Source organism: Comamonas sp. B-9 (genome assembly GCF_000410635.1).
Lineage (GTDB): Bacteria > Pseudomonadota > Gammaproteobacteria > Burkholderiales > Burkholderiaceae_C > Comamonas.
Map to the genome: position 1 here is coordinate 10,223 of NZ_KE148569.1, position 26,138 is coordinate 36,360.

At 61.6% G+C, this 26,138-nt stretch carries 17 protein-coding genes, 1 tRNA gene and 2 pseudogenes; 9 read left to right on the top strand and 11 right to left on the bottom strand.

Going from position 1 to position 26,138, the window contains the following annotated elements:
• Positions 1 to 366 precede the first annotated feature (366 nt).
• Positions 367 to 1,077: a TIGR02281 family clan AA aspartic protease gene (locus H928_RS0112185; protein ID WP_021026762.1), complete on the top strand. Its 711-nt coding sequence runs from the start codon at positions 367 to 369 to the stop codon at positions 1,075 to 1,077.
• 97 nt (positions 1,078 to 1,174) lie between these two features.
• Here H928_RS0112185 and plsY read toward each other — a convergent pair whose 3' ends face one another.
• From plsY to H928_RS0112200, 3 genes are all read right to left on the bottom strand, one after another.
• Positions 1,175 to 1,807, bottom strand: coding sequence for a glycerol-3-phosphate 1-O-acyltransferase PlsY (gene plsY / locus H928_RS0112190; protein ID WP_021026763.1), 633 nt, complete (start codon positions 1,805 to 1,807; stop codon positions 1,175 to 1,177).
• A 67-nt stretch (positions 1,808 to 1,874) separates the two neighbouring features.
• Complete coding sequence (locus H928_RS0112195; protein ID WP_021026764.1) at positions 1,875 to 2,366, bottom strand: aminoacyl-tRNA deacylase; 492 nt, start codon at positions 2,364 to 2,366, stop codon at positions 1,875 to 1,877.
• A 178-nt stretch (positions 2,367 to 2,544) separates the two neighbouring features.
• Positions 2,545 to 3,606, bottom strand: a complete 1,062-nt coding sequence (locus H928_RS0112200) for an aldo/keto reductase (protein WP_021026765.1) — start codon at positions 3,604 to 3,606, stop codon at positions 2,545 to 2,547.
• Positions 3,607 to 4,109: 503 nt separating this feature from the next.
• On the opposite strand from H928_RS0112200, the gene H928_RS0112205 reads away from it, so the two are divergent.
• The 8 genes from H928_RS0112205 to H928_RS0112240 all read left to right on the top strand — a co-directional run bounded on the left by H928_RS0112205 (position 4,110) and on the right by H928_RS0112240 (position 12,227).
• Positions 4,110 to 4,433 carry a hypothetical protein gene (locus H928_RS0112205; RefSeq protein WP_148293141.1) on the top strand — a complete coding sequence of 108 codons (324 nt, stop codon included), beginning with the start codon at positions 4,110 to 4,112 and terminating at the stop codon, positions 4,431 to 4,433.
• Positions 4,434 to 4,514: 81 nt separating this feature from the next.
• A complete protein-coding gene (locus tag H928_RS0112210) occupies positions 4,515 to 5,186 on the top strand; it encodes a CoA pyrophosphatase (protein WP_021026767.1) in 672 nt (223 codons plus the stop codon).
• 149 nt (positions 5,187 to 5,335) lie between these two features.
• A protein-coding gene (gene prfB, locus H928_RS0112215; protein ID WP_133857164.1) for a peptide chain release factor 2 occupies positions 5,336 to 6,440 on the top strand; the annotation gives its coding sequence in 2 pieces (ribosomal slippage) (positions 5,336 to 5,416 and positions 5,418 to 6,440; 1,104 coding nt in all).
• A gap of 115 nt (positions 6,441 to 6,555) precedes the next feature.
• On the top strand, positions 6,556 to 7,227 hold the full coding sequence (locus H928_RS0112220) for an HAD family phosphatase (protein ID WP_043339838.1): 672 nt from the start codon (positions 6,556 to 6,558) through the stop codon (positions 7,225 to 7,227).
• Positions 7,220 to 9,955: an aminopeptidase N gene (gene pepN / locus H928_RS0112225; protein ID WP_043339845.1), complete on the top strand. Its 2,736-nt coding sequence runs from the start codon at positions 7,220 to 7,222 to the stop codon at positions 9,953 to 9,955. Before H928_RS0112220 ends, pepN begins: the two co-directional genes overlap by 8 nt.
• Positions 9,955 to 11,052: a tetratricopeptide repeat protein gene (locus tag H928_RS27455; protein ID WP_021026771.1), complete on the top strand. Its 1,098-nt coding sequence runs from the start codon at positions 9,955 to 9,957 to the stop codon at positions 11,050 to 11,052. The genes pepN and H928_RS27455 overlap by 1 nt, the downstream gene beginning before the upstream one ends.
• A 38-nt stretch (positions 11,053 to 11,090) precedes the next feature.
• Positions 11,091 to 12,098, top strand: a complete 1,008-nt coding sequence (locus H928_RS0112235; RefSeq protein ID WP_021026772.1) for a class 1 fructose-bisphosphatase — start codon at positions 11,091 to 11,093, stop codon at positions 12,096 to 12,098.
• 53 nt (positions 12,099 to 12,151) lie between these two features.
• A tRNA-Thr gene (locus H928_RS0112240) sits at positions 12,152 to 12,227 on the top strand.
• Positions 12,228 to 12,562: 335 nt separating this feature from the next.
• On the opposite strand, the gene H928_RS0112245 is transcribed toward H928_RS0112240, so the two are convergent.
• From H928_RS0112245 to H928_RS32340, 8 genes and pseudogenes are all read right to left on the bottom strand, one after another.
• Positions 12,563 to 15,847 (bottom strand): type I restriction endonuclease subunit R, encoded by a 3,285-nt coding sequence (locus H928_RS0112245; protein WP_021026773.1) that lies wholly within the window; start codon positions 15,845 to 15,847, stop codon positions 12,563 to 12,565.
• Positions 15,848 to 15,883: 36 nt separating this feature from the next.
• The gene (locus H928_RS0112250) at positions 15,884 to 17,227 is read right to left on the bottom strand and encodes a restriction endonuclease subunit S (RefSeq protein ID WP_021026774.1); all 1,344 of its coding nucleotides are present in this window, start codon (positions 17,225 to 17,227) and stop codon (positions 15,884 to 15,886) included.
• Positions 17,224 to 19,548 carry a class I SAM-dependent DNA methyltransferase gene (locus H928_RS0112255; protein ID WP_021026775.1) on the bottom strand — a complete coding sequence of 775 codons (2,325 nt, stop codon included), beginning with the start codon at positions 19,546 to 19,548 and terminating at the stop codon, positions 17,224 to 17,226. The genes H928_RS0112250 and H928_RS0112255 overlap by 4 nt, the downstream gene beginning before the upstream one ends.
• A 131-nt stretch (positions 19,549 to 19,679) precedes the next feature.
• Positions 19,680 to 19,885 (bottom strand): annotated as a pseudogene (locus H928_RS33290) (IS5/IS1182 family transposase); the annotation flags it as partial.
• Positions 19,886 to 20,065: 180 nt separating this feature from the next.
• Entirely contained in the window at positions 20,066 to 20,482 is a 417-nt protein-coding gene (locus tag H928_RS0112265) for a hypothetical protein (RefSeq protein WP_021026777.1), read from the bottom strand.
• A 626-nt stretch (positions 20,483 to 21,108) separates the two neighbouring features.
• A complete protein-coding gene (locus H928_RS0112270) occupies positions 21,109 to 23,067 on the bottom strand; it encodes a MacB family efflux pump subunit (RefSeq protein ID WP_021026778.1) in 1,959 nt (652 codons plus the stop codon).
• A 66-nt stretch (positions 23,068 to 23,133) separates the two neighbouring features.
• Positions 23,134 to 25,542, bottom strand: coding sequence for a TonB-dependent receptor (locus H928_RS0112275; RefSeq protein WP_021026779.1), 2,409 nt, complete (start codon positions 25,540 to 25,542; stop codon positions 23,134 to 23,136).
• A gap of 166 nt (positions 25,543 to 25,708) precedes the next feature.
• Positions 25,709 to 26,138 (bottom strand): annotated as a pseudogene (locus H928_RS32340) (iron dicitrate transport regulator FecR); the annotation flags it as partial.

The window sequence follows — 26,138 nt, forward strand, 5'->3', positions numbered from 1 at the left end:
ACGGCGGCCATCATCAACAGCGCGGCGACCGACAGGCCGGCGCGCTCGCCTCTTGTACGCGCGAGCGTCTCGCTGCGAAGGGCTTGGATCATTGAAAACTCCTGAAACAATAATTCCGCTTGGTAAACGGCTTGTAAATTTGAGTCAGGGATGCTAATGATAACGATTATCAATAGCAATATATTAACCTTAAGCGGCTGCTTACTTTTCAAAAAAACAACGGGCTAGACTTTTCGTCAAAAAAATAAATCCCCGCTTTTGCTGCCGCTCGCATGCTTTAGGATGTAAAGCAGCCGACCTGCCTGTGACCCGCGCTAGACGCGGCACCGCCCTGCCCGTATGCACCACCATGCTGCCCCGCGACCTATGAAGCTTTCAGTCCCCAAGCCCTGCCCCGCCCCTACCTGCCTGCACCGCTGGGCATTGGCACTGGCCCTGTGCGGCAGCGCCAGTTGGGCGGCCCATGCACAGGAGGCTGCCGAAGGCCCCCGCTCGGTGGCGCTGGCCGGCATTCTGGGCGACAAGGCCTTGCTCGTTATCGACGGCCGGGCGCCCAAGGCCGTGGCAGCGGGCAGCAGCTACCAGCAGGTGCAGGTGGTCAGCGTCAAGGATGGGCAGGCCCAGGTCAGCATCGCGGGCGCCCTGCACAGCCTGCGCATGGGCGAGTCGCCGGTCAGCGTGGCCGATGCGGCGCTGCCCGTCAGCAACACCGGGCGCATTGTGCTGGCGGCCGATGCCAGCGGCCACTTCATGACGGCCGGCATGATCAACGGCAAGGCCACGCGTTTTCTGGTCGATACCGGTGCCACCACGGTGAGCCTGGGGATGAGCGAGGCGCTCAAGCTGGGCATTGACTACAAACAGGGCCGTGCAGTGCGCATGGGCACGGCCAATGGCGTCAGCAACGGCTGGCATCTGAAGCTGAGCAGCGTGCGCATCTCCGATGTGGAGCTGCGCAATGTGGATGCCGTGGTCACCTCGGCCAATATGCCTTATGTGCTGCTGGGCAACAGCTTTCTCAATGCCTTTGAGATGAAGCGCGCCGGCCCGCAGATGACCTTGGACCGGATCAAATAGCGGCCCGCATCCGCACTGAACGCGGGCAAAACAAAAGGGCTGAACCCGCTACCGGTATTCAGCCCTTCTGCCATCTGCCCGTGGGCAGCGCCTTGCATCACTTGCTTTTCTTCTGGCCCAGCTTGGATTCCTTGCCTTCCACCAGGCGCTGGATATTGAGCTTGTGGCGGTAAACCAGCAAGGCCGACATGACCAGAATCGCGACAAAGATCTCGGCATGGAAATCCCAGAGCTCGCCACCGATAAGGATATAGAACACGGGCGCCAGCACCGCCGCCACCAACGACGACAGTGACGAATAACGCCAGATGGCCGCCACGGCCACCCAGGCCAGCAAGGTCAGCAAACCCAGCCAACCGCTAAAGCCCAGCAGCACGCCCAGCGCAGTGGCCACGCCCTTGCCGCCTTCAAACTTGAAGAATACCGGCCACAAATGGCCCAAAAATGCCGCAATCCCCACCAGGGCGACAGTGCCCTCTTCGAGGCCATAGGGCTTGCCCAACCAGACCACCAGCGCCACCGGCAGCCAGCCCTTGGCGGCATCGAGCAGCAAGGTCACCACGGCCGCTGCCTTGCTGCCCGAGCGCAGCACATTGGTCGCACCCGGGTTTTTGCTGCCATAGGTGCGCGGGTCACTCAGGCCCATCGTGCGGCTGACGATCACCGCAAACGACAGCGAACCGATGAGGTAGGCCAGGATGGTGGCCAGGATGGAATAAACGGTACTCAAATTGCTCCCCTTGTCTGCGCGCCTGGGCGGCCGGCACGCACTGGTGTATCTAGGTCAAAAACAGGCATCATTCTGCCAGCGCGCATTGCACCGGCTGGGCACCCAGCACCTCCACGCATGCTTTGGGGTCGATCTGCACCAAAAAACCACGCCGCCCGCCGTTGATGGCGATACGCGGCAGCGCCAGAATCGTCTCCTGGATATAGACCGGCATGGCCTTGCGCAGGCCAAACGGTGAGGTGCCCCCCCCCAGGTAGCCGCTGTGGCGGCTGGCCACTTCGGGCGTGCAGGGCTCCACGCTCTTGGCGCCAATCTGGCGCGCCAGGCTCTTGGTCGACACCTTGCAGTCGCCATGCATCAGCACGATGAGCGGCTTGGCATCCTGGTTCTGCATCACCAGGGTCTTGACGACAACATGCTCATCGAGCCCCAGCTGGCGGGCCGATTCGGACGTGCCGCCGTGCTCCACATAGTCGTAGGGATGCTCGGTAAACGCCACCTTGTGCGCCTTCAGAAACTGGGTGGCAGGCGTTTCGCTGATATGGTTTTTTTTGCTCATGGCTGGAGGGGTGGCGGCAGGCGCCACACAAAATCTGCCCCTATTGTCTCGAAAAATAAGCGCAGGGCGCCGCCAAGCATAGCGGCCTTGGCAACGCCAAAGGCCCTGGTTTGCACCAGGGCCTGCAGGTCAGCGCCTTTCAGCAGCCCCTTCAGGGACCTCAGAACCTGTTGGAGACTTATTGCGCCGGATCGCCCAGCGCCCAGCGCAGTGCGTCAATCTCCTGCAGCAAGGCCTCGGACAGCTGCGTGCCCCAGACGTTGAGGTCTTCGTCGAGCTGCTCCATGGTGCGCACACCGATGATGGTGCTGCCCACCTGCCATTTGTTGTAGCAAAAGGCCAATGCCAATGCAGCCGGGGTCAGGCCATGGTCGCGTGCCAACTGGTTGTAGCGCTTGGCGGCATCCAGCGCTTCGGGGCGGCCCCAGCGCTGCTTGCGCACCGATTCATAGCTGGCAATGCGCGCGCCCTGGGGTGCCTGGGGGCCGGTGATGCCGCTGTCGTCATACTTGCCCGTCAGCAGGCCAAAGGCGAGGGGCGAGTACCCCAGCAGCGACACGCCCAGCCGGTCGCAGGTTTCATCCAGGCCGTTTTCCCAGCTGCGGTTGATGAGGCAGTACGGGTTTTGCACGCTGGCCACGCGCGGCAGGCCATGCTGCTCGGCCAGGCGCACAAACTCATGTACACCATAAGGCGTCTCGTTGGACAGGCCGATGTGGCGGATCTTGCCGGCCTTGACCAGGCCCGCCAAGGCCTGCAGCTGCTCGCCAATCGTCGTCTCGCTGGTTTCGTTTTTCGGGTCGTAGTACAGATTGCCAAAGGCGGGCACATGGCGCTCTGGCCAGTGGATCTGGTACAGGTCGATCACATCGGTCTGCAGGCGGCGCAGGCTCGCCTCGCACGATGCAACGATGTCGGCCGCCGTCATGCCCTTGCCTTCGCGCACCCAGGGCATGCCGCGCGATGGGCCCGCCACCTTGCTGGCCAGCACCACCTTGTCGCGCTGGCCCGGGTTGGCCTTGAACCAGTTGCCGATAATGGTCTCCGTCGCGCCATAGGTTTCGGCGCGGGCGGGCACCGAGTACATCTCGGCCGTGTCCCAGAAGTACACGCCACGCTCCAGCGAATGGCTGAGCATCGCATGCGCATCCGCCTCGCTCACTTGCTCGCCAAACGTCATCGTGCCCAGGCAAATGGGCGATACCTTCAAATCACTGCGGCCAAGTTGGATGTCTTGCATAAGAAAAATTCAGCGGTGTCGGTCAAAAAACCAAGTGTAAAAGCATTTTTTGACACCTCGCTGGCCATGGCCGCCATGCGCGCCGGGCAGAGATGCCCATCGACACCGGCATCACCGCCACCCAGCCCGCACAGCGCAGCAGATCGAGGCGCTGTCAAGCGCTATTCATCGCTCTATTGATCCGCATCAGCCGCCAATCTCCCGTAAGTTCTGCCGAAGCTTCATCTTTTATTATTTATAAAAAACTATCGAATTCATTAATCCGTTCAATACAGTTATAGCGACAGCCCACGATGTTCCAGCCGCCCAACCCCCACAGCCACCCTCCCCCCTCACCCCGGCCAGACAAGCCGCGCGATTTCAGGCCCGAGGGCGGCAAAAGCCTGCCCACGCCTTGCACCGAGACCCATTGCCCCCCGTGCGCGCCCCATGGCAGGCAGGCCAGAGCCTCCAGCGGCGGGGCGCCATACGCGCAGCCGTCCAAGGATCCTTTCATCGGCCATGTGCCCTGCTGGTCCCAGGGCAGCCCCCCTGGCATCGTCCAGTGCATGCTGTGCGACGCCAGCGGGCATGCACATGGCACCGTGCGGCTGATCTTTGAACCCCAAGCCCCCCTGCACTGCCACCAGGGCCAGATCCTGCGGGTGTTGCTGCCCGGTGGCTGCGGGCCCGAGATTGTGGTGACCTCCCACCCCTGCGACACCGGCGTGATGCATGGCCGCCTGCTGCCGGCCCAGGGCGCGCCCCTGCCCGCCCAGTTCGGCCCCGATGCAGCCTTTGGATTGATGTTCCAGGTCTGCCTGCGCCACAAGAGCCGCTCCAGCTAAATCCTTAAAGTCCCGAACACCGCCCGCTGTCTCTCTGGCGCGCGGTAGCCAGCCGGGCCGCTTCTACAATGCAGCAGCCCTATGACCCATGCCACGCCCCTGAGCGACGCCCTGCGATCGCGCATCCACCACAGCCTGCAGTATTTTGAGGTGCAGCGCATGGGCGGCGCCGGCCAGTCCCAGGCCGCAGTCGCGCTGGTGCTGCTGGACGAAGGCCCGGGCGCCGGGCTCGAAGGCATGCCCGCACCCGCGCAGTGGAGCAACGAGGCCGCACTGCTGCTGACGCGCCGCGCCCTGCACTTGCGCAACCACCCCGGCCAATGGGCACTGCCCGGCGGCCGCATCGAGGCGGGCGAGACCGCACAGCAGGCGGCCTTGCGCGAGTTGCATGAAGAGGCGGGCCTGCTGCTGGCGCCCAGCCAGGTGCTCGGTTGCCTCGATGACTACGCCACGCGTTCGGGCTTTGTCATCACCCCGGTGGTGGTCTGGGCCGGTGCCACGGCCCAATTGCAGCCCAACCCCGATGAAGTGGCTAGCGTGCACCGCATCCCGCTGGCTGAGCTGCTGCGCAGCGATGCGCCGATGCTCGAGCACACCGATGCCTCCCCCCACCCGGTGCTGCGCATGCCCATGGGCAAGAGCTGGGTGGCCGCGCCCACGGCCGCATTTTTGTACCAGTTTCGCGAGGTTTGCCTGCTCGGGCACCCCACCCGCGTCGCGCATTTTGACCAGCCCCGGTTTGCCTGGAAGTGAGCCTCGCCTCGCCCAGCGCCGCAAACGCTGCGCAGCGGGAGCAAAAACATTATTAAATCAAGCATATGCCCTAAAGCACCACTGGCCGGCCAAGCGCTGCCAGCATGCGACAATAACGGGCTAGACCGCAAATAATAGGACACAGTGACATGGAAGCAGAACGCATCAACCAAATCGGCAACACCCTCGAAGACCTGTCCAGCCGGACAGAAGAGCTTCGGAGGTATCTTTGACTACGATGCAAAGTACGAACGACTGCGCACGGTAAACGCCTCGCTGGAAGACCCCAGCGTTTGGAACGATCCCAAGAAGGCCCAGGAGCTGGGCAAGGAAAAGAAGGCCCTCGACTCCGTCGTGCTGACCTTGCAAAAGCTGAGCAGCGAGCTGGCGGACAACACCGAGCTCTTCGAGATGAGCAAGGAAGAAGGCGATGACGCCGGGCTGGAGACCATCGAAGCCGAGGCTGCCAAGCTGCGCCCGCTGATCGAGGAGCTCGAGTTCCGCCGCATGTTCCGCAACGAGGCCGACCCGCTCAACTGCTTTGTCGACATCCAGGCTGGCGCCGGTGGCACCGAAGCCTGCGACTGGGCCAGCATGCTGCTGCGCCAGTACCTCAAGTACGCCGAGCGCAAGGGCTTCAAGGCCACCGTCGAAGAAGAAACCCCGGGCGACGTCGCCGGCATCAAGAGCGCCACGATCAAGATCGAGGGTGAGTACGCCTTTGGCCTGCTGCGCACCGAAACCGGGGTGCACCGCCTGGTGCGCAAGAGCCCGTTTGACTCGTCGGGCGGCCGCCACACCAGCTTCTCGTCGCTGTTCGTCTACCCCGAGATTGATGACTCCATCGAGATCAACATCAACCCCTCGGATGTGCGTACCGACACCTACCGTGCCTCGGGCGCGGGTGGCCAGCACATCAACAAGACCGACTCGGCCGTGCGCCTGACCCACATCCCGACCGGCATCGTCGTGCAGTGCCAGGATGGCCGCAGCCAGCACAGCAACCGCGATGTGGCCTGGCAGCGCCTGCGCTCCAAGCTCTATGACTTTGAAATGCGCAAGCGCATGGAAGAGCAGCAAAAGCTCGAAGACACCAAGACCGATGTGGGCTGGGGCCACCAGATCCGCAGCTACGTGCTGGACAACAGCCGTATCAAGGACCTGCGCACCAACGTCGAAGTCTCCGCCACCCAAAAGGTGCTGGACGGCGACCTGGACGTGTTCATCGAAGCCTCGCTCAAGCAAGGCGTTTAAAAAACCTGTGGCACTCCCCATGCAGCGCAGCCTTGCAGCGGTGCATGCGGCGTGCCTCAGCCCCTCTATCGATTGGCTGGGCCTCCCAGCCGATACGGACCTGAAGACAAGCCCAATGCCTGCGATCGAAGCGCTGATTTTTGACATGGACGGCACCATGGTTGACTCCATGCCCTGGCACACCCAGGCCTGGGTGGAATACGCACGCCGCCACGCCATGGATCTGGATGTGCCCGCCTTCATGGCGCAGACCACCGGCAAGAATGCCTTTGAATGCGCCTGCGCGCTGATGGGCCGCACGGTGAGCGCCGAAGAGAGCGAGCGCATCACCGCAGAAAAAGAAGGCATTTACCGCGAGCTGTTTGCCGCCCATTTCTGCGCGGTCGATGGCTTTGACCGCTTTCATGCCCAGGCGCGAGACATGGGCCTCAAAGTGGCCATTGGCACTGCGGGCGACCAGGACAATGTACGCTTTGTGCTGGACAACCTGCAGATGCAGCCCCCGGCCCAGGCGATTGCGCGTGGCGACGAGGGCCTGCCCGGCAAGCCCCACCCCGATATTTTTCTGAAGGCGGCCGAGCGCCTGGCGATAGACCCGGCCGCCTGCATCGTGTTTGAAGATGCGCCGCACGGCATTGAAGCGGCGCGGCGCGCCGGCATGCGTGCGGTGGGCATTGGCACCACGCACGATGCCCAGCAACTCAGCGGCCCCCATGTTCTGGCATGGGCGCCCGATTTCTCGACCCTGCTCAACAACCAATTTTTGGAGAAGCTCCATGATGCGTGAAGGACAAGCACACACCGTGTACCGCGCCGACTACCAGGCCCCGGCATGGTGGATTGATACGGTCGACCTGACTTTTGACCTGGACCCGGCCAAGACGCGCGTGCTCAACAAGATGCGCGTGCGCCGCAACCCCGATGTGCCAGCCCAGCCGCTGCACCTCAATGGCGACGAGCTGAACCTGGCCCGCGTGATGGTCAATGGCGCAGCGTCCTCGTTCAAGATGGACGGCTCGGACTTGGTGCTGGAGAACCTGCCCGAAGGCAGCGACCCCGTCGACCTGGAGATCTTCACCACCTGCATGCCCGAGAAGAACACCAAGCTGATGGGCTTGTACACCAGCAATGGTTCGTTCTTCACGCAGTGCGAGGCCGAAGGCTTTCGCCGCATCACCTATTTCCTGGACCGTCCCGATGTGATGGCCATGTACACCGTGACCCTGCGCGCCAACAAGGCCCAGTTCCCGGTGCTGCTGTCCAACGGCAACCTGGTCGAGCAAGGCGACTTGCAAGGGCCTGGCAACGAAGGCCGCCACTTTGCCAAGTGGGTTGATCCGCACAAAAAACCCTGCTACCTTTTTGCGCTGGTGGCAGGCAACCTCGTCGCCCGCGAGCAGAAGATCAAGAGCCGCGCCGGCAACGAGCACCTGCTGCAGGTCTTTGTGCGCCCCGGCGACCTGGAGAAGACCGAGCATGCGATGAACTCGCTGATGGCCTCGATCGCCTGGGACGAAGCCCGCTTTGGCCTGAGCCTGGACCTCGACCGCTTCATGATCGTCGCCACCAGCGACTTCAACATGGGCGCGATGGAGAACAAGGGCCTGAACATCTTCAACACCAAGTACGTGCTGGCCAGCCAGGCCACCGCGACCGATGCCGACTACGCCAATATCGAGTCGGTGGTGGGCCACGAGTACTTCCACAACTGGACGGGTGACCGCGTCACCTGCCGCGACTGGTTCCAGCTCTCGCTCAAGGAGGGCCTGACCGTCTTCCGCGACCAGGAATTCAGCATGGACATGGCCGGCAGCGCCTCGGCCCGCGCCGTCAAGCGCATCGATGATGTGCGCGTGCTGCGCACCGTGCAGTTCCCCGAAGACGCCGGCCCCATGGCCCACCCTGTGCGCCCGGACAGCTACCTCGAAATCAACAACTTCTACACCGTCACCATTTACGAAAAAGGCTCGGAAGTGGTGCGCATGCAGTCCACCCTGGTGGGCCGCGACGGCTTTGCCAAGGGCATGAAGCTCTACTTTGAGCGCCATGATGGCCAGGCCGTGACCTGCGACGACTTTGCCCAGGCCATTGCCGATGCCAACCCCGGCTCGCCGCTGGCCCAGCACCTGCCGCAGTTCAAGCGCTGGTACAGCCAGTCGGGCACGCCCCGCGTAGCCGCGCAAGGTGTGTACGACGCAGAAGCGCAGACCTACACCCTGACCCTGACCCAGTCCTGCCCGCCCACCCCAGGCCAGCCTGGCAAGGAGCCGTTCGTAATCCCCATCACCTTGGGCCTGTTGGCAGCCGATGGCAGCAGCCTGCCGCTGAACATCCGCCCCAGCCAGGCACTCAGCAGCATCGCCCACAGCGCCACCAACCACACCGTGGTGCTGACCGAGGAATCGCACACCATCGTCTTCGACGGTGTTGAGCAAGCCCCTGCCCCATCGCTGCTGCGCAACTTCAGCGCGCCCGTGGTACTGCAGATCGAAGAGAGCGACGACGCGCTCTTGCACCTGCTGGCCCACGATGAAGACGCCTTCAACCGCTGGGAAGCCGGCCAACGCCTGGGCCTGCGCTTTGCGCTGCAAGCCATTGCCGCACGCAGCGCCGCTGGTGCCGATACCGCTGCGCCGCAAGCCAATCTGCTGCCCGCCTCCTTCGTGCAAGCCATGCGCGAAGTGCTGCGCGATCCGCAGCTCGACGCCGCCTTCAAGGATCTGGCGCTGACCCTGCCGTCCGAAGGCTATATCAGCGAACAGCTCGACCAGGTCGACCCGCAAACCGTGCACGCCGTGCGCGAAGCCATGCGCCAGCAACTGGCCACCGAGCTGGCCACCGACTGGGCTTGGGCTTACGACGAATGCAGCCACACCGGCGCCTATGTGCCCGATGCGGTGAGCGCCGGCAAGCGCGCACTGGCCGGCCATGCGCTGCTGATGCTCTGCGTGGCCGCCCGTGAATCGGGCGACAAGGTCTGGCCTGGCAAGACCCTGCAGCGCTACAAGGACGCGGGCAATATGACCGACCGCTACAACGCCTTGAGCGCGCTGGTAGTGAGCGGCAGCCCGCTGGCTGAGTCTGCCATCCAGAGCTTCCACCAGATGTTCAAGAACGACGAGCTGGTGCTGGACAAGTGGTTTGCGCTGCAAGCCAGCGCACCGGACCTGAACGGCAGCGCCCTGCCCGCCGTGCGCGCGCTGATGAAGCAGCCCGACTTCAACATCAAGAACCCCAACCGCGCCCGCAGCGTGATCTTCAGCTACTGCAACGGCAACCCCGGTGGCTTCCACCGCGCCGATGGCGCTGGCTACGCCTTCTGGGCTGAGCAGGTGGTGGCGCTCGATGCCTTCAACCCGCAAGTCGCTGCCCGCCTGGCCCGCGCGCTGGACCGCTGGAAGAAGCTGCCTGAGCCCTACCGCAGCGCAGCCGGCGACGCGATTGCCAAAGTCGCCGCCAAGCCCAAGCTCAGCAATGATGTGCGCGAAGTGATCACGCGCGCGATGGCGGACTGATGCGCCAAGGCATGCGCCAACAGCTGCTGGCCCAGGGCATTGCTGCCCTGGCCAGCCTGGCTGCCGCCATGCCCCTACTGGCCAGCGCCCAAACCGGCCGCAACGCCGGGGCGGTGGCCACCACCGCGCCCGAAGGCCTGGCGGTCACGCCCAGCAACAATTTTGAAAAGCGCTTTGCGCCGCTTTATGCCGCCGTGTTTAGCGAAGGCGGCCGTTTCAGCGGCAGCGCGATGAGCGCCGATTTGCAGGCGCTTGAGCCGATCCTCAAGCGCACCAAGGCGCCGGCGCTGGATTTTTTCCGCCTCTACTACACGCAGGCCACCATCTTTAGCCGCTGCGCCATGCCTGCCGAGGCGGGCCAGGTGGCACAAAAGGCCTTGGTGGCCATGCCCAAGCCCAGCGATCCGCAATGGGCCTACCAGCATCTGGAGCTGAGCATTGCCAGCATCCGCTGGCTGGCCGAAGGTGGGCGCTATGAGGCGGCACTCAAACAGGCGCAGACGCTCATCACCCGCTACCCGCTGCAAGAAATTGTCAGACTACCCCTGCAGATGCGCTGGGACAACAGCACCCCCATCCCGCAGGCGGCCGACTACCCCACCCAGCTGCAGATACTGGGCGTGTACGAAGACCTGGGCTATGTGCTGCACGAGCAAGGCCAGTACCGCCAGGCGCTGCAGGCCAACCAGCAGCTGCTGCCCGTGGCGCGCGAGCGCCTGCTAGCGCTGGGCGAGACGCCGCGCCTGCGCGGCCTGCTGGCCAACCTGGCGCAGAACAGCTACATGCTCGGCCAGATGGACGCCGCCCGCAACTACCTGCAAGAGCGCCTGCAGATCGCCATCAGCGCGGGCGACCATGACACTGTGTACGACAGCTATTTCCAGCTGATGGTGCTGGCCCATGAGCAGAACCAGCCGCAGCAGGCGCGGCAGTGGCTCAGCACCTATGCGCAATATGCCCGCGCCCAAGGGCACAGCGACCAACTGGCCCGCGCCGAGCAGCTACGCGACGAGCTGAACGGCCGCGAAGCAGCGCCCCCGCCGCAACAGCCGGCCCAATCGCCAGCCCCACAGCCAGCACGCCAGCCCAAGCGCTGAGCCCACCCAGATTGACCCAGTTTGAAGGAGTTCCACCCATGAAGAAAAACATCACCCTCAGCCGCTATCTTGTCGAGCAGCAACGCGTAGACGGCCTCATCCCCGCCCAGCTGCGCCTGCTGATCGAAGTGGTGGCCCGCGCCTGCAAGCGCATCAGCCACAGCGTCAACAAAGGCGCGCTGGGCGATGTGCTGGGCACCGCCGGTAGCGAGAACGTGCAAGGCGAAGTGCAGAAAAAGCTGGACATCATCGCCAACGAAGTGCTGATCGAAGCCAATGAATGGGGTGGCCACCTGGCTGCGATGGCCTCCGAAGAGATGGACAGCATCTACCTGGTGCCCAACCGCTACCCGCAGGGTGAATACCTGCTGATGTTCGACCCGCTCGACGGCTCGTCCAACATCGATGTGAACGTGTCCATCGGCACCATCTTCAGCGTGCTCAAAAAGCCCGAAGGCCACCCTGGCGTGACCGAGGACGACTTTCTGCAGGCAGGCGCCCAGCAAGTGGCCGCCGGCTACTGCGTCTACGGCCCACAAACCACCCTGGTGCTGACCTTTGGTGATGGCGTCGCCATGTTCACCCTGGACCGCGAGCAAGGCAGCTTTGTGCTGACCCAAGAAAACGTGCGCATCCCCGAGGACACCAAGGAATTCGCCATCAACATGAGCAACATGCGCCACTGGGATGCCCCCGTCAAGCGCTATGTGGATGAATGCCTGGCTGGCGTCGAAGGCCCCCGCAACAAGGACTTCAACATGCGCTGGATCGCCTCGATGGTGGCCGACGTGCACCGCATCCTCACCCGAGGCGGCGTCTTCATGTACCCCTGGGACAAGCGCGAACCCAACAAGCCCGGCAAGCTGCGCCTGATGTACGAAGCCAACCCCATGAGCTGGCTGGTGGAGCAAGCCGGCGGCGCCGCCACCAACGGCCGCGAACGCATCCTCGACATCAAGCCGACCAAGCTGCACGAGCGCGTCAGCGTGGTGCTGGGCTCGAAGAACGAGGTCGAGCGCATCACCCGCTACCACACGGAAGCATAAATTCCGCAATTTGGTCTGAGAGCCAAAATTTCACGCTATAATTTCTCTCTAACGCCGGTGTAGCTCAGTCGGTAGAGCAGCTCATTCGTAATGAGAAGGTCGGGTGTTCGATTCATCTCTCCGGCACCAAGTCAGTAAAAAGCCCGCTATCTTTTAGATAGCGGGCTTTTTCTTTTTCTCAGACTGTAGGCGATCTGTAGGCAGTTTTGCGAAGGCTACTCCTACTGCTGGTGAGCATACCTACATGGATGTAGCGACAGCCAGCTGCGTCAGGGTCTGAAACGATGCGCAAACCTCGCTCGAAGAAGCTCATTCCTCAGGCATGAGCTTAAGCCGACTGGTTGCGATTCATGCGGCCGGGCGCCAGGACTCTGCTTCAGGCAAGGTGAAAACATATCATGACCGCCCCCACATAGCCTTGCGCACTACCCCCAATCAGCGATTAGACTTCCCGCGTAACCGATCTACTTCTCGTAACGGTGGATATTGGGGGGATTACCCTGCACCAGTAGATCAAACACTATTCGCGCAAAGTTGGCTGCCTTGCTCGGATCGGCCAGCAACTGCATCATCTGGTTCTGATGGGCATCACTGCTGTCCATGATGGCATCGTCTATCGCCTTGGAGAAGTCGCCCAGCATGGCCTGTTCGGGCGAGTTGTTCTCGATCTGCTTCATCACCTTGATGTTCTCACCCACCTTGTCGCGTATCGTGTAGGCGTAGTTCACCATGTCCTTGTCGGTGAGCTTGTCGGTCACAAACACCTCATTGAGGCGGTAGATGATTTGCGACAGAAGCTCTTCCGTCTTGTCTTTTGGCTTGGCCGTGCCCAAGCCTTCACCGGGTACCAGCTTGTACTCAGCGCTGTTTTCTTTCAGCACCAGATCCTGCTGGCGGATCTTGGCCACGCGGTAGTGGCTGAGCACCACGTTGCCAAGGTCGATGCCGTCTTCTTCCAGCAAGGTTTCGCGCAGCATGGGCCGCAGGCTGCGCGCGTACAGGCTCAGCTTTTCCAGGTCGGTATCGTCGTAATCCACGATCTGCGACATGAACTCGTAAAACCGCACAAAGGTGCCCAGGTCTTTCTTGAAGATTTCCAGCGCGTCCTTTTCCTTCTGGCATTCCTTCAGGCTTTTCTCGGCGTTGGCAATCAGCACGGCATCGCCCGTCTTCTGGGTGCGTTCAAACATGTCCTTGGCAGTCTTGAAAGCCTCTACCGCCGACTTGTAGCGCAGCTGCCAGCGCTGCACCGCAGGCTTGCAAATGTTGGCAATGGCCGCGTTGCTCTTGTTCTTCAAATAAAACGCCGTGCAGAACTGCTCCACTTCTTGCCACGTAAAAATGCCCCCTGCCCGCAGCTTGTCCTGCAGCGCAAAGATCAGGTTCGGGTCCGACACATCCAGCAGCTCCGCCGTCTGGTAGTAAGGCTGAAACGCCTCCAGAATCTCATCCGACTCATTGAAGAAGTCCAACACATAGGTGCCCGTCTCGGCCTTGTTCGGGTAGGTGCGGTTCAGGCGCGACAGCGTCTGCACACACTCCACCCCGACCAGCTTCTTGTCCACATACATGGCGCACAGCTTGGGCTGGTCAAACCCAGTCTGGAACTTGTTGGCGACGATCATCACCTGGTAGTCGTCCGAATCGAAAGCCTTGCGCATGTCGCGGCCCTTGAGGTTCGGGTTCATATTCGTCTCGGTGAACTTCTCGCCGATCTGGCCCGCCGCAGCCGGGTCTTTGTCGGTGAACTCCACCTCACCCGAAAACGCCACCATGGCGTGAATCTTCTGGTAGCCCTTCTCCGATATGTACTTATCGAAACACTGCTTGTAGCGCACCGCCTCCTTGCGCGAGCTGGTCACTACCATGGCCTTGGCCTGCCCGCCCAGCAACCCCATCACGTTGTCTTTGAAGTGCTCCACGATCACCATCACCTTCTGGGCAATGTTGTGGTCATGCAGGCGCACCCATTGGTTCAGCTTCACCTTGGCGCGCTTGCTTTCCACCTCTGCATCGGCGTCCTGCACCTTCAAGGCCAGCTTGTAAGCCACCTTGTAGTTGGTGTAGTTCTTCAACACGTCGAGGATGAAGCCCTCCTCAATCGCCTGCCGCATGCTGTACACGTGGAACGCCGCTGGCTTGTTGGTGGCGGAAGGTACTTCGTCCGGGCGCGGCACGCGGCCAAACAGCTCAAGCGTCTTGGCCTTGGGCGTGGCGGTAAAAGCAAAGTAGCTCAGGTTGCCCGATGCGCGGCGCGACGCCACCGTGGCGGCAATGATGTCGTCGCTATCCAGTTCCGCAGTCTCATCCCCCGCTTCACCGGCTTCCTTCATCAGCACCTCTTTGAGCTGCCGCGCCGTGGAGCCGCTTTGCGACGAATGCGCTTCGTCGGCAATGATGGCGTAGCAGCGCTCCTTCAGGCTCACGCTGTTTTCAATCGCCTTCAACACAAAGGGAAAGGTCTGGATGGTGACGATGATGATCGGCTGGGCCGACTCCAGGGCTGCGGCCAGCTTTTCAGACTTGGAACCATCGCCCTCTTTGTTGTTGATGCGCCCCACCACGCCATCAGTGTGCTCAAACTGGTAGATCGTGTCTTGCAACTGCGCATCGAGCACCGTGCGGTCCGTCACCACAATCACCGAGTCAAACTGCTTTTTGCCGTCATGCTTGTACATGGCCGAGAGCTGGTGCGCCACCCAGGCAATGGAGTTGGACTTGCCCGAGCCCGCGCTGTGCTGAATCAGGTACTTCTGCCCCGGCCCCTCGCTGTGCGCCGCCGCCAGCAGCTTGCCCACCACGTCCCATTGGTGGTAGCGCGGGAAGATCAGGCTTTCCTTCTTGTATTTGCGGCCTTCCCAGTCTTCCTTGTCCTCAATCTGCAGGTGCACAAAGCGGGCCAGGATGTTGAGCAGGTTGTCTGGCAGCAGCACCTCGTTCCAAAGGTAATCGGTGGCGTAGCGGTTAATGTTCTGCGGCACATCATTGCCCGCACCGCCGTCTGCCGCGCCTTTGTTAAAGGGCAAAAAGTACGTGCTCTCCCCCTCCAGCTTGGTGGCCATGTGCACCTCGTACTGGCTCACCGCAAAATGCACCAGCGCCCCGCGCTTGAAGGTCAGCAGTGGCTCCGGCTTCTTAGCCACCGGGTCCACCGGCAGGCGCGTGGTTTTGTACTGCCGCACTGCCCGGTCCACCGCCTGCTTGAACTCACTCTTCAGCTCCAGCGTGGCCACTGGCACACCATTCAAAAACAGCACCAGGTCAATGCGCCACGCCTTGGCCTTGACACCTGTCTCCGCGAAACAGGCATCGGTACACCACGGGCTGTACACCAGCTCTGGCACCACACGCAGGCGGTTTTTGGCATAGCGGGCCAAGGTGTCTGGGTTCAGGTCGTGCTCGGGCTTGAACTGGCACAGCGACAGGCGCGCATTGCGGTCGCGCAGCTCGTGACGCAAAACCCCCAGCGTGCCAAAGGTGCGGCTATCTTTGTGCGTGGCATTGGGGTCGGCCTTGCCCAGTTGCGTAGCCACAAGCTGCAAAAACTTCTGCTCCGCATCCTTGGGGTGGTTGGCGCAAAACCTTTGCCACTGCGCGTCTTGCGTCTCCTGCACAAAACCCAGCGCATCCTCGGGGTACAAGGCCAGTTCGCGGTGGTACTTGTCAGGCGAGCCAAGCAACCAGCCATTCGCCACCAGCTGGCGAATGATGTCGTCTTGAAAGATGCGTTCGGTGGCTTGGTCGCTCATGGTCGAGTTGAGTTTTAGCTGGGTGGGTGAAGGCAGTCAGGCGGCGGCTTGCCAATCGCGCACGTCGATCTTGCCGGTGACGGCGGCGGAGATTAGGGCGGTGCGCCTTTCTTGAAGTAGCTCTATTGCAGACAAACTATTCGCAATAATCGAATTATATTTCGACAATTGTTCAGCAATATAGATTGAAATAATATTTTGTTCTTCGATACTCGAAGGGACTGCAATTGAGATGTTCAATACATCCTCATTGGAGAGGTTTGCTTGCTTAGTTCCAGACGGGAGAGAGTGCAGTTGTTTCAAATAGGACTCGGATCTTACAGAATAAAGAAGATAGCTGACCGAAATCTTACTTTCTTTTGGTGTGATTTTTGCTACTCGTTGATTGAGCATAAATGGCCCAGCCTTGTCGACCCGGACAGCAAAACCATAATCAGTTTTTCCCAATGTTCCGGTCAATGACATTAATAAATCACCAGGACCAACCACAAAGTTTCGATGAGTTTTTAGAAAATATTCGTCAACAAAAACTGGTTGTCGCTCAAGCGAAAGCTCATTCAAATAAACATTTCCAATCCGCAAGATTTGTACACCATCCTCTTTAAATAATTCACTATTAAAGGCGTATCCTCCTTGCATTGTTGCAAAGTGCTTAACCTTTGAGACTACCCAATGCGCAGGCACTTCGCCCAGCCATTCCACGCCGGAGTCTTTCATCCGGGCGTTGGGGTTGAGGCCTTTGGTGACGGCGTGGCTGATGACGGCTTGGCGCTTTTCCTTGAGCAACTCAATCAGCCGCTGCTGCTTCTCGATCAAGGCATCAATCTTTGCCGTTTCGTGGTCTAGGAAGTTAATGATCTTTTTCTGCTCTTCCTTAGCCGGAAGCAGTAGCTCAATTTTCTTGAACTCATCGGGGTCCAAATCCCACTGATTCACTCGAATGCCCTTCGACTGCCGCAGGTATTGGGCGACATAGATTGGGTGGCGCAAAAGATAGTGAATGTATTTTGGAATTGCCAGATCGAACATCTCGGCATTCGGTTCATAAACAAAATACGCAGGACTGACGATTCCCTCATATTCCGAAATCGCTATTGATCCCTGCCATGCCTTCATTTTGTTCATGACCAAATTATCTGGCTCAACTAGCTGATAAGCAGTCATATCCTCAGAGGGCTTGTTGTTGTTATCGTCTCTGCTCGAAGTCGGAACAACACCATAATCCCTGTAGACCGATAGAAGCTCCTTCTCAGGGAAATTGGTTCTCTTTGTGCGCCGATACAGCCGCCCAACGGGGATGCACGCCCAGTGAGAAGGTACCTCCCCCAGCCACTCCACCTCCGAATCCTGATACGCCGGATAAGCTTTATACCGACTCACGAATGCACCTCGCGCAGCAGCGCCATGATTTCGGCACTGACCGCATCTAGATCGGCATCAATTTCCTCCAATGGCCGTGGCGGCTGGTACTGGTAGAAGTGGCGGTTGAACGGAATCTCAAAGCCAACGATGCCGATCTCGCCATCTTTGGCATCGCGCTTGCTGGCGTCAATCCACGCATCCGGCACATGGGGCTGCACTTCGGCGATGAAGTATGCCTCTACGCTGGCGCTCACCGTGCAGCTGGGGTCCAGCGCCACATTTTCAAAGTCGCGCAGCTCGCCATCGGCCTGATATTCGATGACTTCCTGGTTCACGGCGAACAGACCATAAAGAGGGTTGCTCTTTCCTTTGTGAACCTTCTTGACCACTTTTTCGGCGGCGGGGTTCTTCCAGCTCACAGCATCGGCGATCAGCTTTTTCTCTTTCGCGTCCAGCGTAATGCCTGCGTTTTTGCTGGCGCCCTTGATGGCTTCGTCATAGGCATTGAAGTCGTCGTGCGGAGCGCTGCCGATTGCGCTTTGCAGGGCGCGGGCTTTGAGCAGCACGGCCTTTTGATCCAGCCAGCTGGTGGCGTTGAGCAGGTCTTTGATCTGCTTTTCCTTGAGGCTGGCAAAGTCGCGCTTGAGGTGGGCGCGTATTTCTTCGGCGTAGTCGTCTAGCTGGCCGTAGAGGTCGCAATCGGCAGCGTCTTGCCAGTAGGGTTGGCCGTACTCGGCGTAGACCCACTGCATGGCTGCATTCAGCGCGCCAGACTCAAAGCGCAGGCTGGCAATGCGTTCATCGCTGAACTTCCACGACAGGCGCAGGGGGCGCTCGATGGTGATGCGGCGGTAGCCAAACTCGTGTTTGGCAAAAATTTTGCTGGCAAAGGTTTTGACGGCTTCGGGCTTGGGGTTGGCGGCTGGGCGACCCCGGTTGCTTTTGGCTCCCGCCGGTTTGTTGAGCGCCTGCGCTTCCACCTCCTCAAAGTTGCCAAAGCAACGGGTGATGGTGGCAATGTCGGCCTCGTCCATCACATTGCGCTTGCTGCCCAGCGATTTGCGCATCTTGCCACAGAGGTCGGTGCCATTGATGAGCTGCACCTTACCTTTGCGCTCGGCGGGCTTTTTGTTCGACAGCACCCACACATAGGTGGCAATGCCGGTGTTGTAGAACATGTCGGTCGGCAGGGCAACGATGGCTTCGAGCAGGTCGCTTTCCAGAATATGACGCCGTATTTCCGATTCACCTGAGCCTGCGCCGCCAGTAAACAGCGGCGAGCCGTTGAGGATGATGCCGATGCGCGAGCCACCATCCTTCACATCGCGCAGCTTGCTGATGAGATGCAGCAAAAACAGCAGCGACCCATCGGACACCCGCGGCAGGCCAGCGCCAAAGCGGCCATCAAAGCCTTTGAGGGTGTGTTCGTCGGTAATGTCCCCCTCGATCTTTTTCCAATCCACGCCAAAGGGCGGGTTGGAGAGCATGTAGTCGAACTTGCTGGCGTAGAGGTGGTCGTTGGAGAGCGTGTTGCCGAGCTTGATGTTGCTCACATCCTGCCCCTTGATAAGCATGTCAGCCTTGCAGATGGCGTAGCTCTCGGGGTTCAGCTCCTGGCCAAAGGCCCGCATCACGGCCTGTGGGTTCAGCTCGTGCACATACTCCATGCCTGCCGAAAGAAAGCCGCCCGTGCCCGCTGTGGGGTCGTAAATGGTGCGGATGATGCCGGGCTTGGTGAGGGCTTCATCGTCTTCCATGAACACCAGCGAGGTGGTGAGGCGCACGATGTCGCGCGGGGTGAAGTGCTCGCCCGCAGTCTCGTTGGAGCTTTCGGCAAACTTGCGGATCAGCTCTTCAAACACCAGACCCATGTCGTGGTTGGAAACGACCTTGGGGTGCAGGTCCATGGTGCGGACTTTTTGCACGACCTTGTAGAGCAGGTTGGCATCGCCCAGCAAACCAATGAATTCAGCGAACTTGAAGTGGTCAAAAATCTCGCGAGCATCTTTGGAGAAGCACTGGATGTAGCGCTCCAGATTGGCCTTGATGCCCGACTCGCCCAAGGTGCTCAAGTCCATGGGCGAGGTGTTGAAGAAGCTCAGGCCGCCGGTGGCGCGCAGGATTAGCTTTTCTCTGGCCTCTTCGGCAATCGCCATTTTTTCGACCTTGGCGGCTTCAGCAAGCACGGCGGGCTTGCTGCCCTCCAGCACACATTCCAGACGGCGCAGCAGCGCAAAGGGCAGGATGACGCGACCGTATTGGCTTTGCTTGAAGTCGCCGCGCAGCAGATCGGCCAGCGCCCACAGGTCGGCGGCGAGGTTATTGGTTTCTTGGGTCATGTATTACGAACGAGGGCTTGGGGTTTCAACCCTAAGATGGCGTAGTATTGCACGGCCTTAGGGGTAAATTTCCGAACCAATGCACAGGCGCTGGCCTACAAAAACATGCGGCGATGGCCCATTACGGTGCGCAAGGGCGTGGCATTGCGCTGCATCACGGTCGCATGCACCGGCTGGGTTTCATAGCCCCGATCATCCGTGACGGTCAGCAGCGGCTTTTGGACTGGAACCTGTGCGAGCACAACTCAGGCAAAACGGCAGCGTCGCTGAAATTGTTGGAAGTGACGCAGATCGGCTGTACCTGCAGCGTTTGTGCATCAATGCCGACCTGCAGTTTGAATCGCCCTGGCTCCAACCGAGCCGCCTGCCGAGCCTGCGTCTACCCAAACACCAACCCTGTCACCACCGCGCCAATCATCACCCCGATGACCACGCCCACGGTCCCACCCAGCGTGTCAAAACTATTGCCATGGGGGAGATGCGCAAGATGCCGTAGCGGTAAGGAACGACGGCCAGCTTATCCTGCGCTTCCTTTCTGCCCCTCGGCAGCCTTCTCATTCGCCCGATGCAGCACCGCCTGGGCATCCTCCGTCAGCGCATACAAAGCACTGTGCAGACCGCCTTGCAGCCACTTGCTCAGCTTGTACGACCCGTCATCATCTGCCCCCATCAGCAGAGCCGATATAGCACTCAAGCCATACAAGCGCATGTTGATCGCTTGGGCTTCGCACTCCGTCAGCGCCAGGTCTTCCGTAAAGCCGCCAGCCCTGCGGTGCCTGCAAATATCGTGAATGTCCAAAGGCTGGTCACCATGGCCCGCGATGGCCCGGATGACATCGGCGTAAGCGCTATCCAGGCCGGAGGCATCCGAGCTGGTATCTATGGATGCAGCGGCTTTGGCTGCCGCACGGGCAGCTTGGGGCTTGCTGTTCATGATGACGCCTCCTGACTCCGGAACAGTTTACGCAGTGCAGGCAGTAGTGCCTGTACGGCCATGTTCAGCGCGTTGTGCGCGTCGGGATGGAGTTGGATAAAGGCGCTTTCGCCCAGGCAGGAATTGGGCGCAGAGATGTGCGCAGGGGATGACTGAGCCATGGTGGACTCCAAGCAGTGTGATTTGCAAAAACCACCACCCGGACGCCAATCAGGGCGGCAGCTCGAGCAGGTTGGCGTACCGGACACCGCTTGCGCAAACCGGCGAGCCTCGCGGCTCCCTGCCCGAGCCGCCATAAAAGGGGCACGAACAAACAAGCCGCAGGTACTCTGCGGAGGAGACTGCGGCTTGCGTCGCAGCAATGTGACAGGACGCCAATCCCGGCTGCGCTTGACTGGCGCAGCGGCGTAACTGTAGCACGGCAGGAATGGAAGTACTTGGGTATGGCGCATTATTGAACCCCTTCCCTTCCCTTCCCTTCCCTTCCCTTCCCTTCCCTTCCTTCTTCTCCCTGCCCGATCCCCTCTGCCGTCCTCACTGAAGCGGTAACGGCCCGGCTGGGTCGGGAAGCCGCCACGGTCAGTGACAGCGCTAGCTGCCGTTAGAAGACCGCCCTCTTCCCCTCCCTAACCACCCAAGGCCACCACCGGCTCCAACCGCGCCGCCTGCCGCGCCGGCATCCAGCCAAACACCAAGCCGGTCACCACCGCGCAGCCAAAAGCCAGCAACATCGCGCTGACCGACAGCACCACAGCGCCCCCCAAAAAGACCAGCACCGCGCCAATCAACACCCCAAGAAACACGCCCACGGTCCCGCCCACCATGGTCACCAGCACCGCCTCGGTCATGAACTGGCGCTGAATATCCCACTGGCGTGCGCCTGTGGCCATGCGGATGCCGATCTCGCGGGTGCGCTCTTTCACGGCCATCAGCATCACATTCATCACGCCGATACCGCCGACCAGCAGCGAGACGGCGGCGATCAGGCTGAGCATGGTGGTCATGGAATCCTTGGCCTGGGCTGCAGCCTGCAGGCGGGCGGCGGCGTTGGCCACGTAGAAGTCTTCGCGGCCGTGGCGCAGGCGCAGCAGGTTTTCGATCGCCGCTTGCGCGGGCAGCACGCTTTGTGAATCGCGGGCCTGGATCACCGTGTAGTGCGGGTCAAAACTTTTGCCATTGGGGAAGATGCGCAGGATGCCCGAGCGGTAAGGAACGACCACCAGGTCATCCTGGCTCTGGCCGCCATCGCCTGCGCCTTTTTCTGACATGACCCCCACCACCTGGAAAGGCGTGGTGCCAATCAGCAGCAGCTCGCCCAGCGCTTTGCGGCCTTCAAAAAAGCGCTCATGCACCTTCTTGCCAATCACCACGACGGGGGCCAGCTCCGCATCCTCGGCATCGGTAAAAAAGCGCCCTTGCGCCACGGGCCAGTTGTGGATGGCTGGCCAGGCGCTGGTGGCAGCGATGGTGTCGCCCTGCCAGGCCACATTGCCGTAGCGCACGGTGGCCGGGTCGCGCGCTACCGGCATGGCATGCGCCACCTCGGGAAGCTGTTCTACCGCCTCCAGGTCCGCCAAGGTGGTAACGCCCGTCGGCCCGCCTTGCGGCGGTTTGCGGTTGTTGATGTACATCACCGTCGCACCCATCGCGCCCATGCGTGCCACCACCTCCTGGCGGGCGCCCATGCCGACGGCCAGCATCACGATGACCGAGGCCACACCGATGACGATGCCCAGCAGGGTCAAGGCCGTGCGTGCGCGGTGGATGCGCATCAAGCGCCAGGCCGAGCGAAGTGCCTCGCGCAGGTCGGCAAGGGGTTGGCTGCCTGACTTCTGCATTGCCTCGTCCATGTCTGGCGGTGGCAAGGCAGCCTGCGTTGGCGCTGTGCAAGGGTTCGGCTCGCTGTCGCTGACAATGCAGCCGTCCCGGATCTCGATCACGCGGCGGGCCTGCGCCGCTACCTGGCGGTCATGGGTGATCAAGACGATGGTGTGGCCGGCGTCGGCCAGCTCATGCAGCAGGGCCATCACCTCGGCGCCGCTTTGGCTGTCGAGTGCGCCGGTGGGTTCGTCGGCCAGGATGATGCGGCCGCCATTCATCAAGGCCCGCGCAATCGATACGCGCTGCTGCTGCCCGCCGGACAATTGATTCGGCCGCAGATGCCGTTTGTCTGCCAGCCCCAGCCGGCTGAGCAAGGCCTGGGCACGCGATGCGCGTGCAGGCCTTGCACTGCCGGCATAGATGGCGGGCATCTCCACATTCTCCTGCGCCGAATCCGTCGCTATCAGGTGGTAGCCCTGGAACACAAAGCCAAAGGCCTCGCGCCGCAGCCAGGCCAGCGCATCGGCATCCAGCGCCGCCACATCCTGGCCATTGAAGTGGTAGCTCCCAGCACTCGCCCGGTCCAGGCAGCCGAGCAGGTGCATCAGCGTGGATTTGCCCGAGCCCGATTGGCCGACGATGGCGACAAACTCGCCCGCCTGGATGCACAGGTCAATGCCATGCAGCACCTCCACCTCAGGCCGGCCACTGCTACCGCCATAGCGTTTGCGGATGCCGCGCAGTTCGATCAGCGGTGTGGGCAACGGTGCCTCCGGGTGCTGGTGCCGGGGTCTGCCTCAGCCGCTTGGATCGCAGTCTCTGGCAGTCGCTCAATAGTCATAGCGCAAGGTCATCGCAAAACTGCGCGGCGTGCCCACAAACACGCCGCCGTAGTTGTTGTTGGTAGGGATCGACTGGTAGTAGTGCTTGTCCAGCGCGTTGCGCACATTCAGCTGCAGGCGCAGATGGTTGTTGAACTGGTAGGCCGCATGCAGGTTGAGCAGCGCATAGCCGCCTTGCTGGATGCGATAGCCGCTGCCGCTGTACGACATGGCGCTTTGCGCCTGCACATTGCCGCCCAGGCGCCACTTCCCGCCCGGCAGGCGGTAGTCGGTCGAGACCTTGAAGATCCTGCGTGGCAAGGTGGTGTTGTAGGGCAGGCCGTCATTGGGGCCGGCTACGTATTTGGGGTCGCTGTAGGTAAAGCCGGCGGCCAGGTTCCAGCCGGGGGTGGGCGAGCCCGATACCTCTAGATCAACACCCCGGTTGCGCACCTTGGCGCCCTCGGTGTAGCAACGGGTGGCACCGGTCAGCCCGCACGTCGAGGCCATGTTGAGGGCGACTGGCAGGTTGAGCTGGTCGGTCTGGAACAGGGCCACGGCCGTCTGCAGGCGGCCATCGAAGAACTGGCTCTTCATCCCCACTTCGTAGTTCTTGCCCTTGACCGGCGCCAGCAGGCCGTTGGGGCTGTAGTACTGCTGGATCGAGTAGATGTCGGTGTAGCTGGCGTAGAGCGCATGCGCAGCGCTCAGGTCATAAACCGCGCCCGCATAAGGAATCACCTGCCGGCCCGAGTCGAAGGACGCGTTGGTGTAGGGGCTGCGCGATGCATAGTCCGACCAGCTGAGGCGGCTGCCGATGATAAAGCTCAGCGCATCCGTCGCGCGCAGGCGGGTGGCCACGGCTGCGCCCTTCTCGTTGCGCTCCAGCGCATAGGTGGTGGGTGTGCTGCTGAAACCCGGCACCCGGATCGACGAGAAGTCAAAGCTGCTGATATCAATCGTCTGCGAGCCCTGGGCCGCAAAGATGTCATAGTCAAAATTGTCCCGGCGGCGGCTCAGGCTCAGCATCAGTTGGTGCTCACGGCCAAACAGTGTGTAGGGGCCGGTGGCATGCAGGTCAAAGGCGACTTGCTTGTCCTGGTACTCCGCATCCACCCAGGACAGGGTCTGGCCGGTGTCCGAGACGCGCGCCGGGTAGTTGGCGACAAAGCTGGCGTCGGAGCGCACGGCATTGAAGGCGGCCGTCAGACTCCAGCCATTGCCCAGGCGGTGCTTGATGTCGCCAAAGACGCTGTAGTTGTCGCGGTTGAGGTGCGCGCCCGCGCCGGACAGCGAGGCCGAGCGGTCCAGATCGTAAAAGGTGCCATCTGCCCGTGTGTTGAAGCCGCCCCAGTCATAGCCCTGGTGGTTGTCGCGCTGGGCGCTAAAGCCCAGGCTGGCTGTGGTTGCGCTGCCCAGGTCGGCCTCTACGATGGCGTAGAGCATGCGATTGTCGGCTTCGGCCCCCTGCTTGAAGCTGTTGGCCTGGTTGTCGAACACCACGGCACGGCCGCGCAAGCTGCCTGCGGCATTAAGCGGGCCGGACACATCGAGCTGCGCGCGGTAGTCCGCCCAGGAGCCCGCGCCCAGCTCGGCGCTCATCTGGAACTCGCGCGTAGGCCGCTTGCGCACCAGATTGATGACGGCCGACGGATTGCCCGAGCCTTGCAGCAAGCCATTGGCGCCACGCACCACCTCGACCCGGTCATAGATCGCCATGTTGTTGAGCGACATGGCATCGGCTGAAAAACTCTCGGCCATACTGGTGGACAGGCCGTCGATCTGCAGGTCGGTGATCTGGAAGCCGCGCGAATAGAAGTACGAGCGCTCGGTGCCCAGCTTGCTGTAGGTCACCCCGGGCAGCGCGTCGGTCACATCGTCCAGCGACTGCATATTGGCATCACGCATCTGCTGCTGCGTCACCACGCTGACCGACTGCGGCGTCTCGCGGATGGACAGGTCCATCTTGGTGGCCGTGCGGACCTGGTGGGTAGTGTAGGCGCCCGTGCCCTCGGTCACGCCACTCGCATCGGACTGGGCAGTGACGGTCACCGTTGACAAGGTAGCCGCATCCCGGGGATCGGCGGTCGGCGCTTTTTTGACGATCACCTCGGCACCCCGTACCTCCGCGACCAAGCCGCTGCCCTGCAGCACCCGGTCCAGCGCCTGCCGAGCCGTCAGGTTGCCCGCCACAGCGGGGGCCTGCTTGCCGGCGACCAGGTCAGGATGCACCATCAGCTGCAAGCGGGCCTGGCGCGCCAGTTCGTTCAAGGCCGTGCCCAGCGGCTGCGCTGGCACGGAGATGGGCATGGCGGCGCTGGCCTGGGCATGGGCGGGCAAGGCGCTGAGCGCCAGCAACGGCAGGGCGAGCACGGTGGCCAGAGCGAGGGGCGCGAGTTGAAAGCGCGGTTGCGGCATGAATGCGATCTCCACAGTAGAAAGTTAGGTTCCTAGCTGTGCTGACGCATGACTCGCCAAGGTGTTGAGGTCGCATAGAACAAATTTTTGAAAATTTTTTGTCCCCGTCCCATCCACCCTTGCATGCCCTGCATTTGCGCCGCCCTCCGCTGCTTCCACCATGGCCTCAACCGCCGCGTACGGCGGTAATTTCCGTCTTGCCTTCCTTGGGCACCAAGCGCACCGGCAGCACCCGGGGCAAGGCCCGGGCAAAGGCGGCCAGCTGCCGCAGCTCAAAACTGCCATGCACCTTGAGCGCGCCGACGGCTGGATCACGGATGACCAGACCGGTATCGCCATAGCGTTCAAACTCGGCCACCGCCTGGGCCGGCGTGCTGCCGTTAAAGCTGACCCGGCCTTCGCGCCAGTTGGCCGCAGGTGCGGCCTCGTGCTGCACCGGCCCGGGCAGACCACTGGCATCGGTGCTGACGGACTGGCCTGCGACCAGCTCCACCGCCGCGCCGGCACCTGCCAGCTCCTGCGCGCTCTGGCGGCTGGCCACGCGCACGCGGCCTTGCTCCACCGCCACGCTGACGCGCCCCTCCTCCCCCAGCCCG

What these genes read in the sequence shown, in the direction of transcription:
- H928_RS0112185 (WP_021026762.1), top strand. Translation starts at nt 367, where the DNA reads ATGAAGCTTTCAGTCCCCAAGCCCTGCCCCGCCCCTACCTGCCTGCAC.
- H928_RS0112195 (WP_021026764.1), bottom strand. Translation starts at nt 2,366, where the DNA reads ATGAGCAAAAAAAACCATATCAGCGAAACGCCTGCCACCCAGTTTCTG.
- H928_RS0112200 (WP_021026765.1), bottom strand. Translation starts at nt 3,606, where the DNA reads ATGCAAGACATCCAACTTGGCCGCAGTGATTTGAAGGTATCGCCCATT.
- H928_RS0112210 (WP_021026767.1), top strand. Translation starts at nt 4,515, where the DNA reads ATGACCCATGCCACGCCCCTGAGCGACGCCCTGCGATCGCGCATCCAC.
- H928_RS0112220 (WP_043339838.1), top strand. Translation starts at nt 6,556, where the DNA reads ATGCCTGCGATCGAAGCGCTGATTTTTGACATGGACGGCACCATGGTT.
- pepN (WP_043339845.1), top strand. Translation starts at nt 7,220, where the DNA reads ATGCGTGAAGGACAAGCACACACCGTGTACCGCGCCGACTACCAGGCC.
- H928_RS27455 (WP_021026771.1), top strand. Translation starts at nt 9,955, where the DNA reads ATGCGCCAAGGCATGCGCCAACAGCTGCTGGCCCAGGGCATTGCTGCC.
- H928_RS0112235 (WP_021026772.1), top strand. Translation starts at nt 11,091, where the DNA reads ATGAAGAAAAACATCACCCTCAGCCGCTATCTTGTCGAGCAGCAACGC.
- H928_RS0112245 (WP_021026773.1), bottom strand. Translation starts at nt 15,847, where the DNA reads ATGAGCGACCAAGCCACCGAACGCATCTTTCAAGACGACATCATTCGC.
- H928_RS0112255 (WP_021026775.1), bottom strand. Translation starts at nt 19,548, where the DNA reads ATGACCCAAGAAACCAATAACCTCGCCGCCGACCTGTGGGCGCTGGCC.
- H928_RS0112265 (WP_021026777.1), bottom strand. Translation starts at nt 20,482, where the DNA reads ATGAACAGCAAGCCCCAAGCTGCCCGTGCGGCAGCCAAAGCCGCTGCA.
- H928_RS0112275 (WP_021026779.1), bottom strand. Translation starts at nt 25,542, where the DNA reads ATGCCGCAACCGCGCTTTCAACTCGCGCCCCTCGCTCTGGCCACCGTG.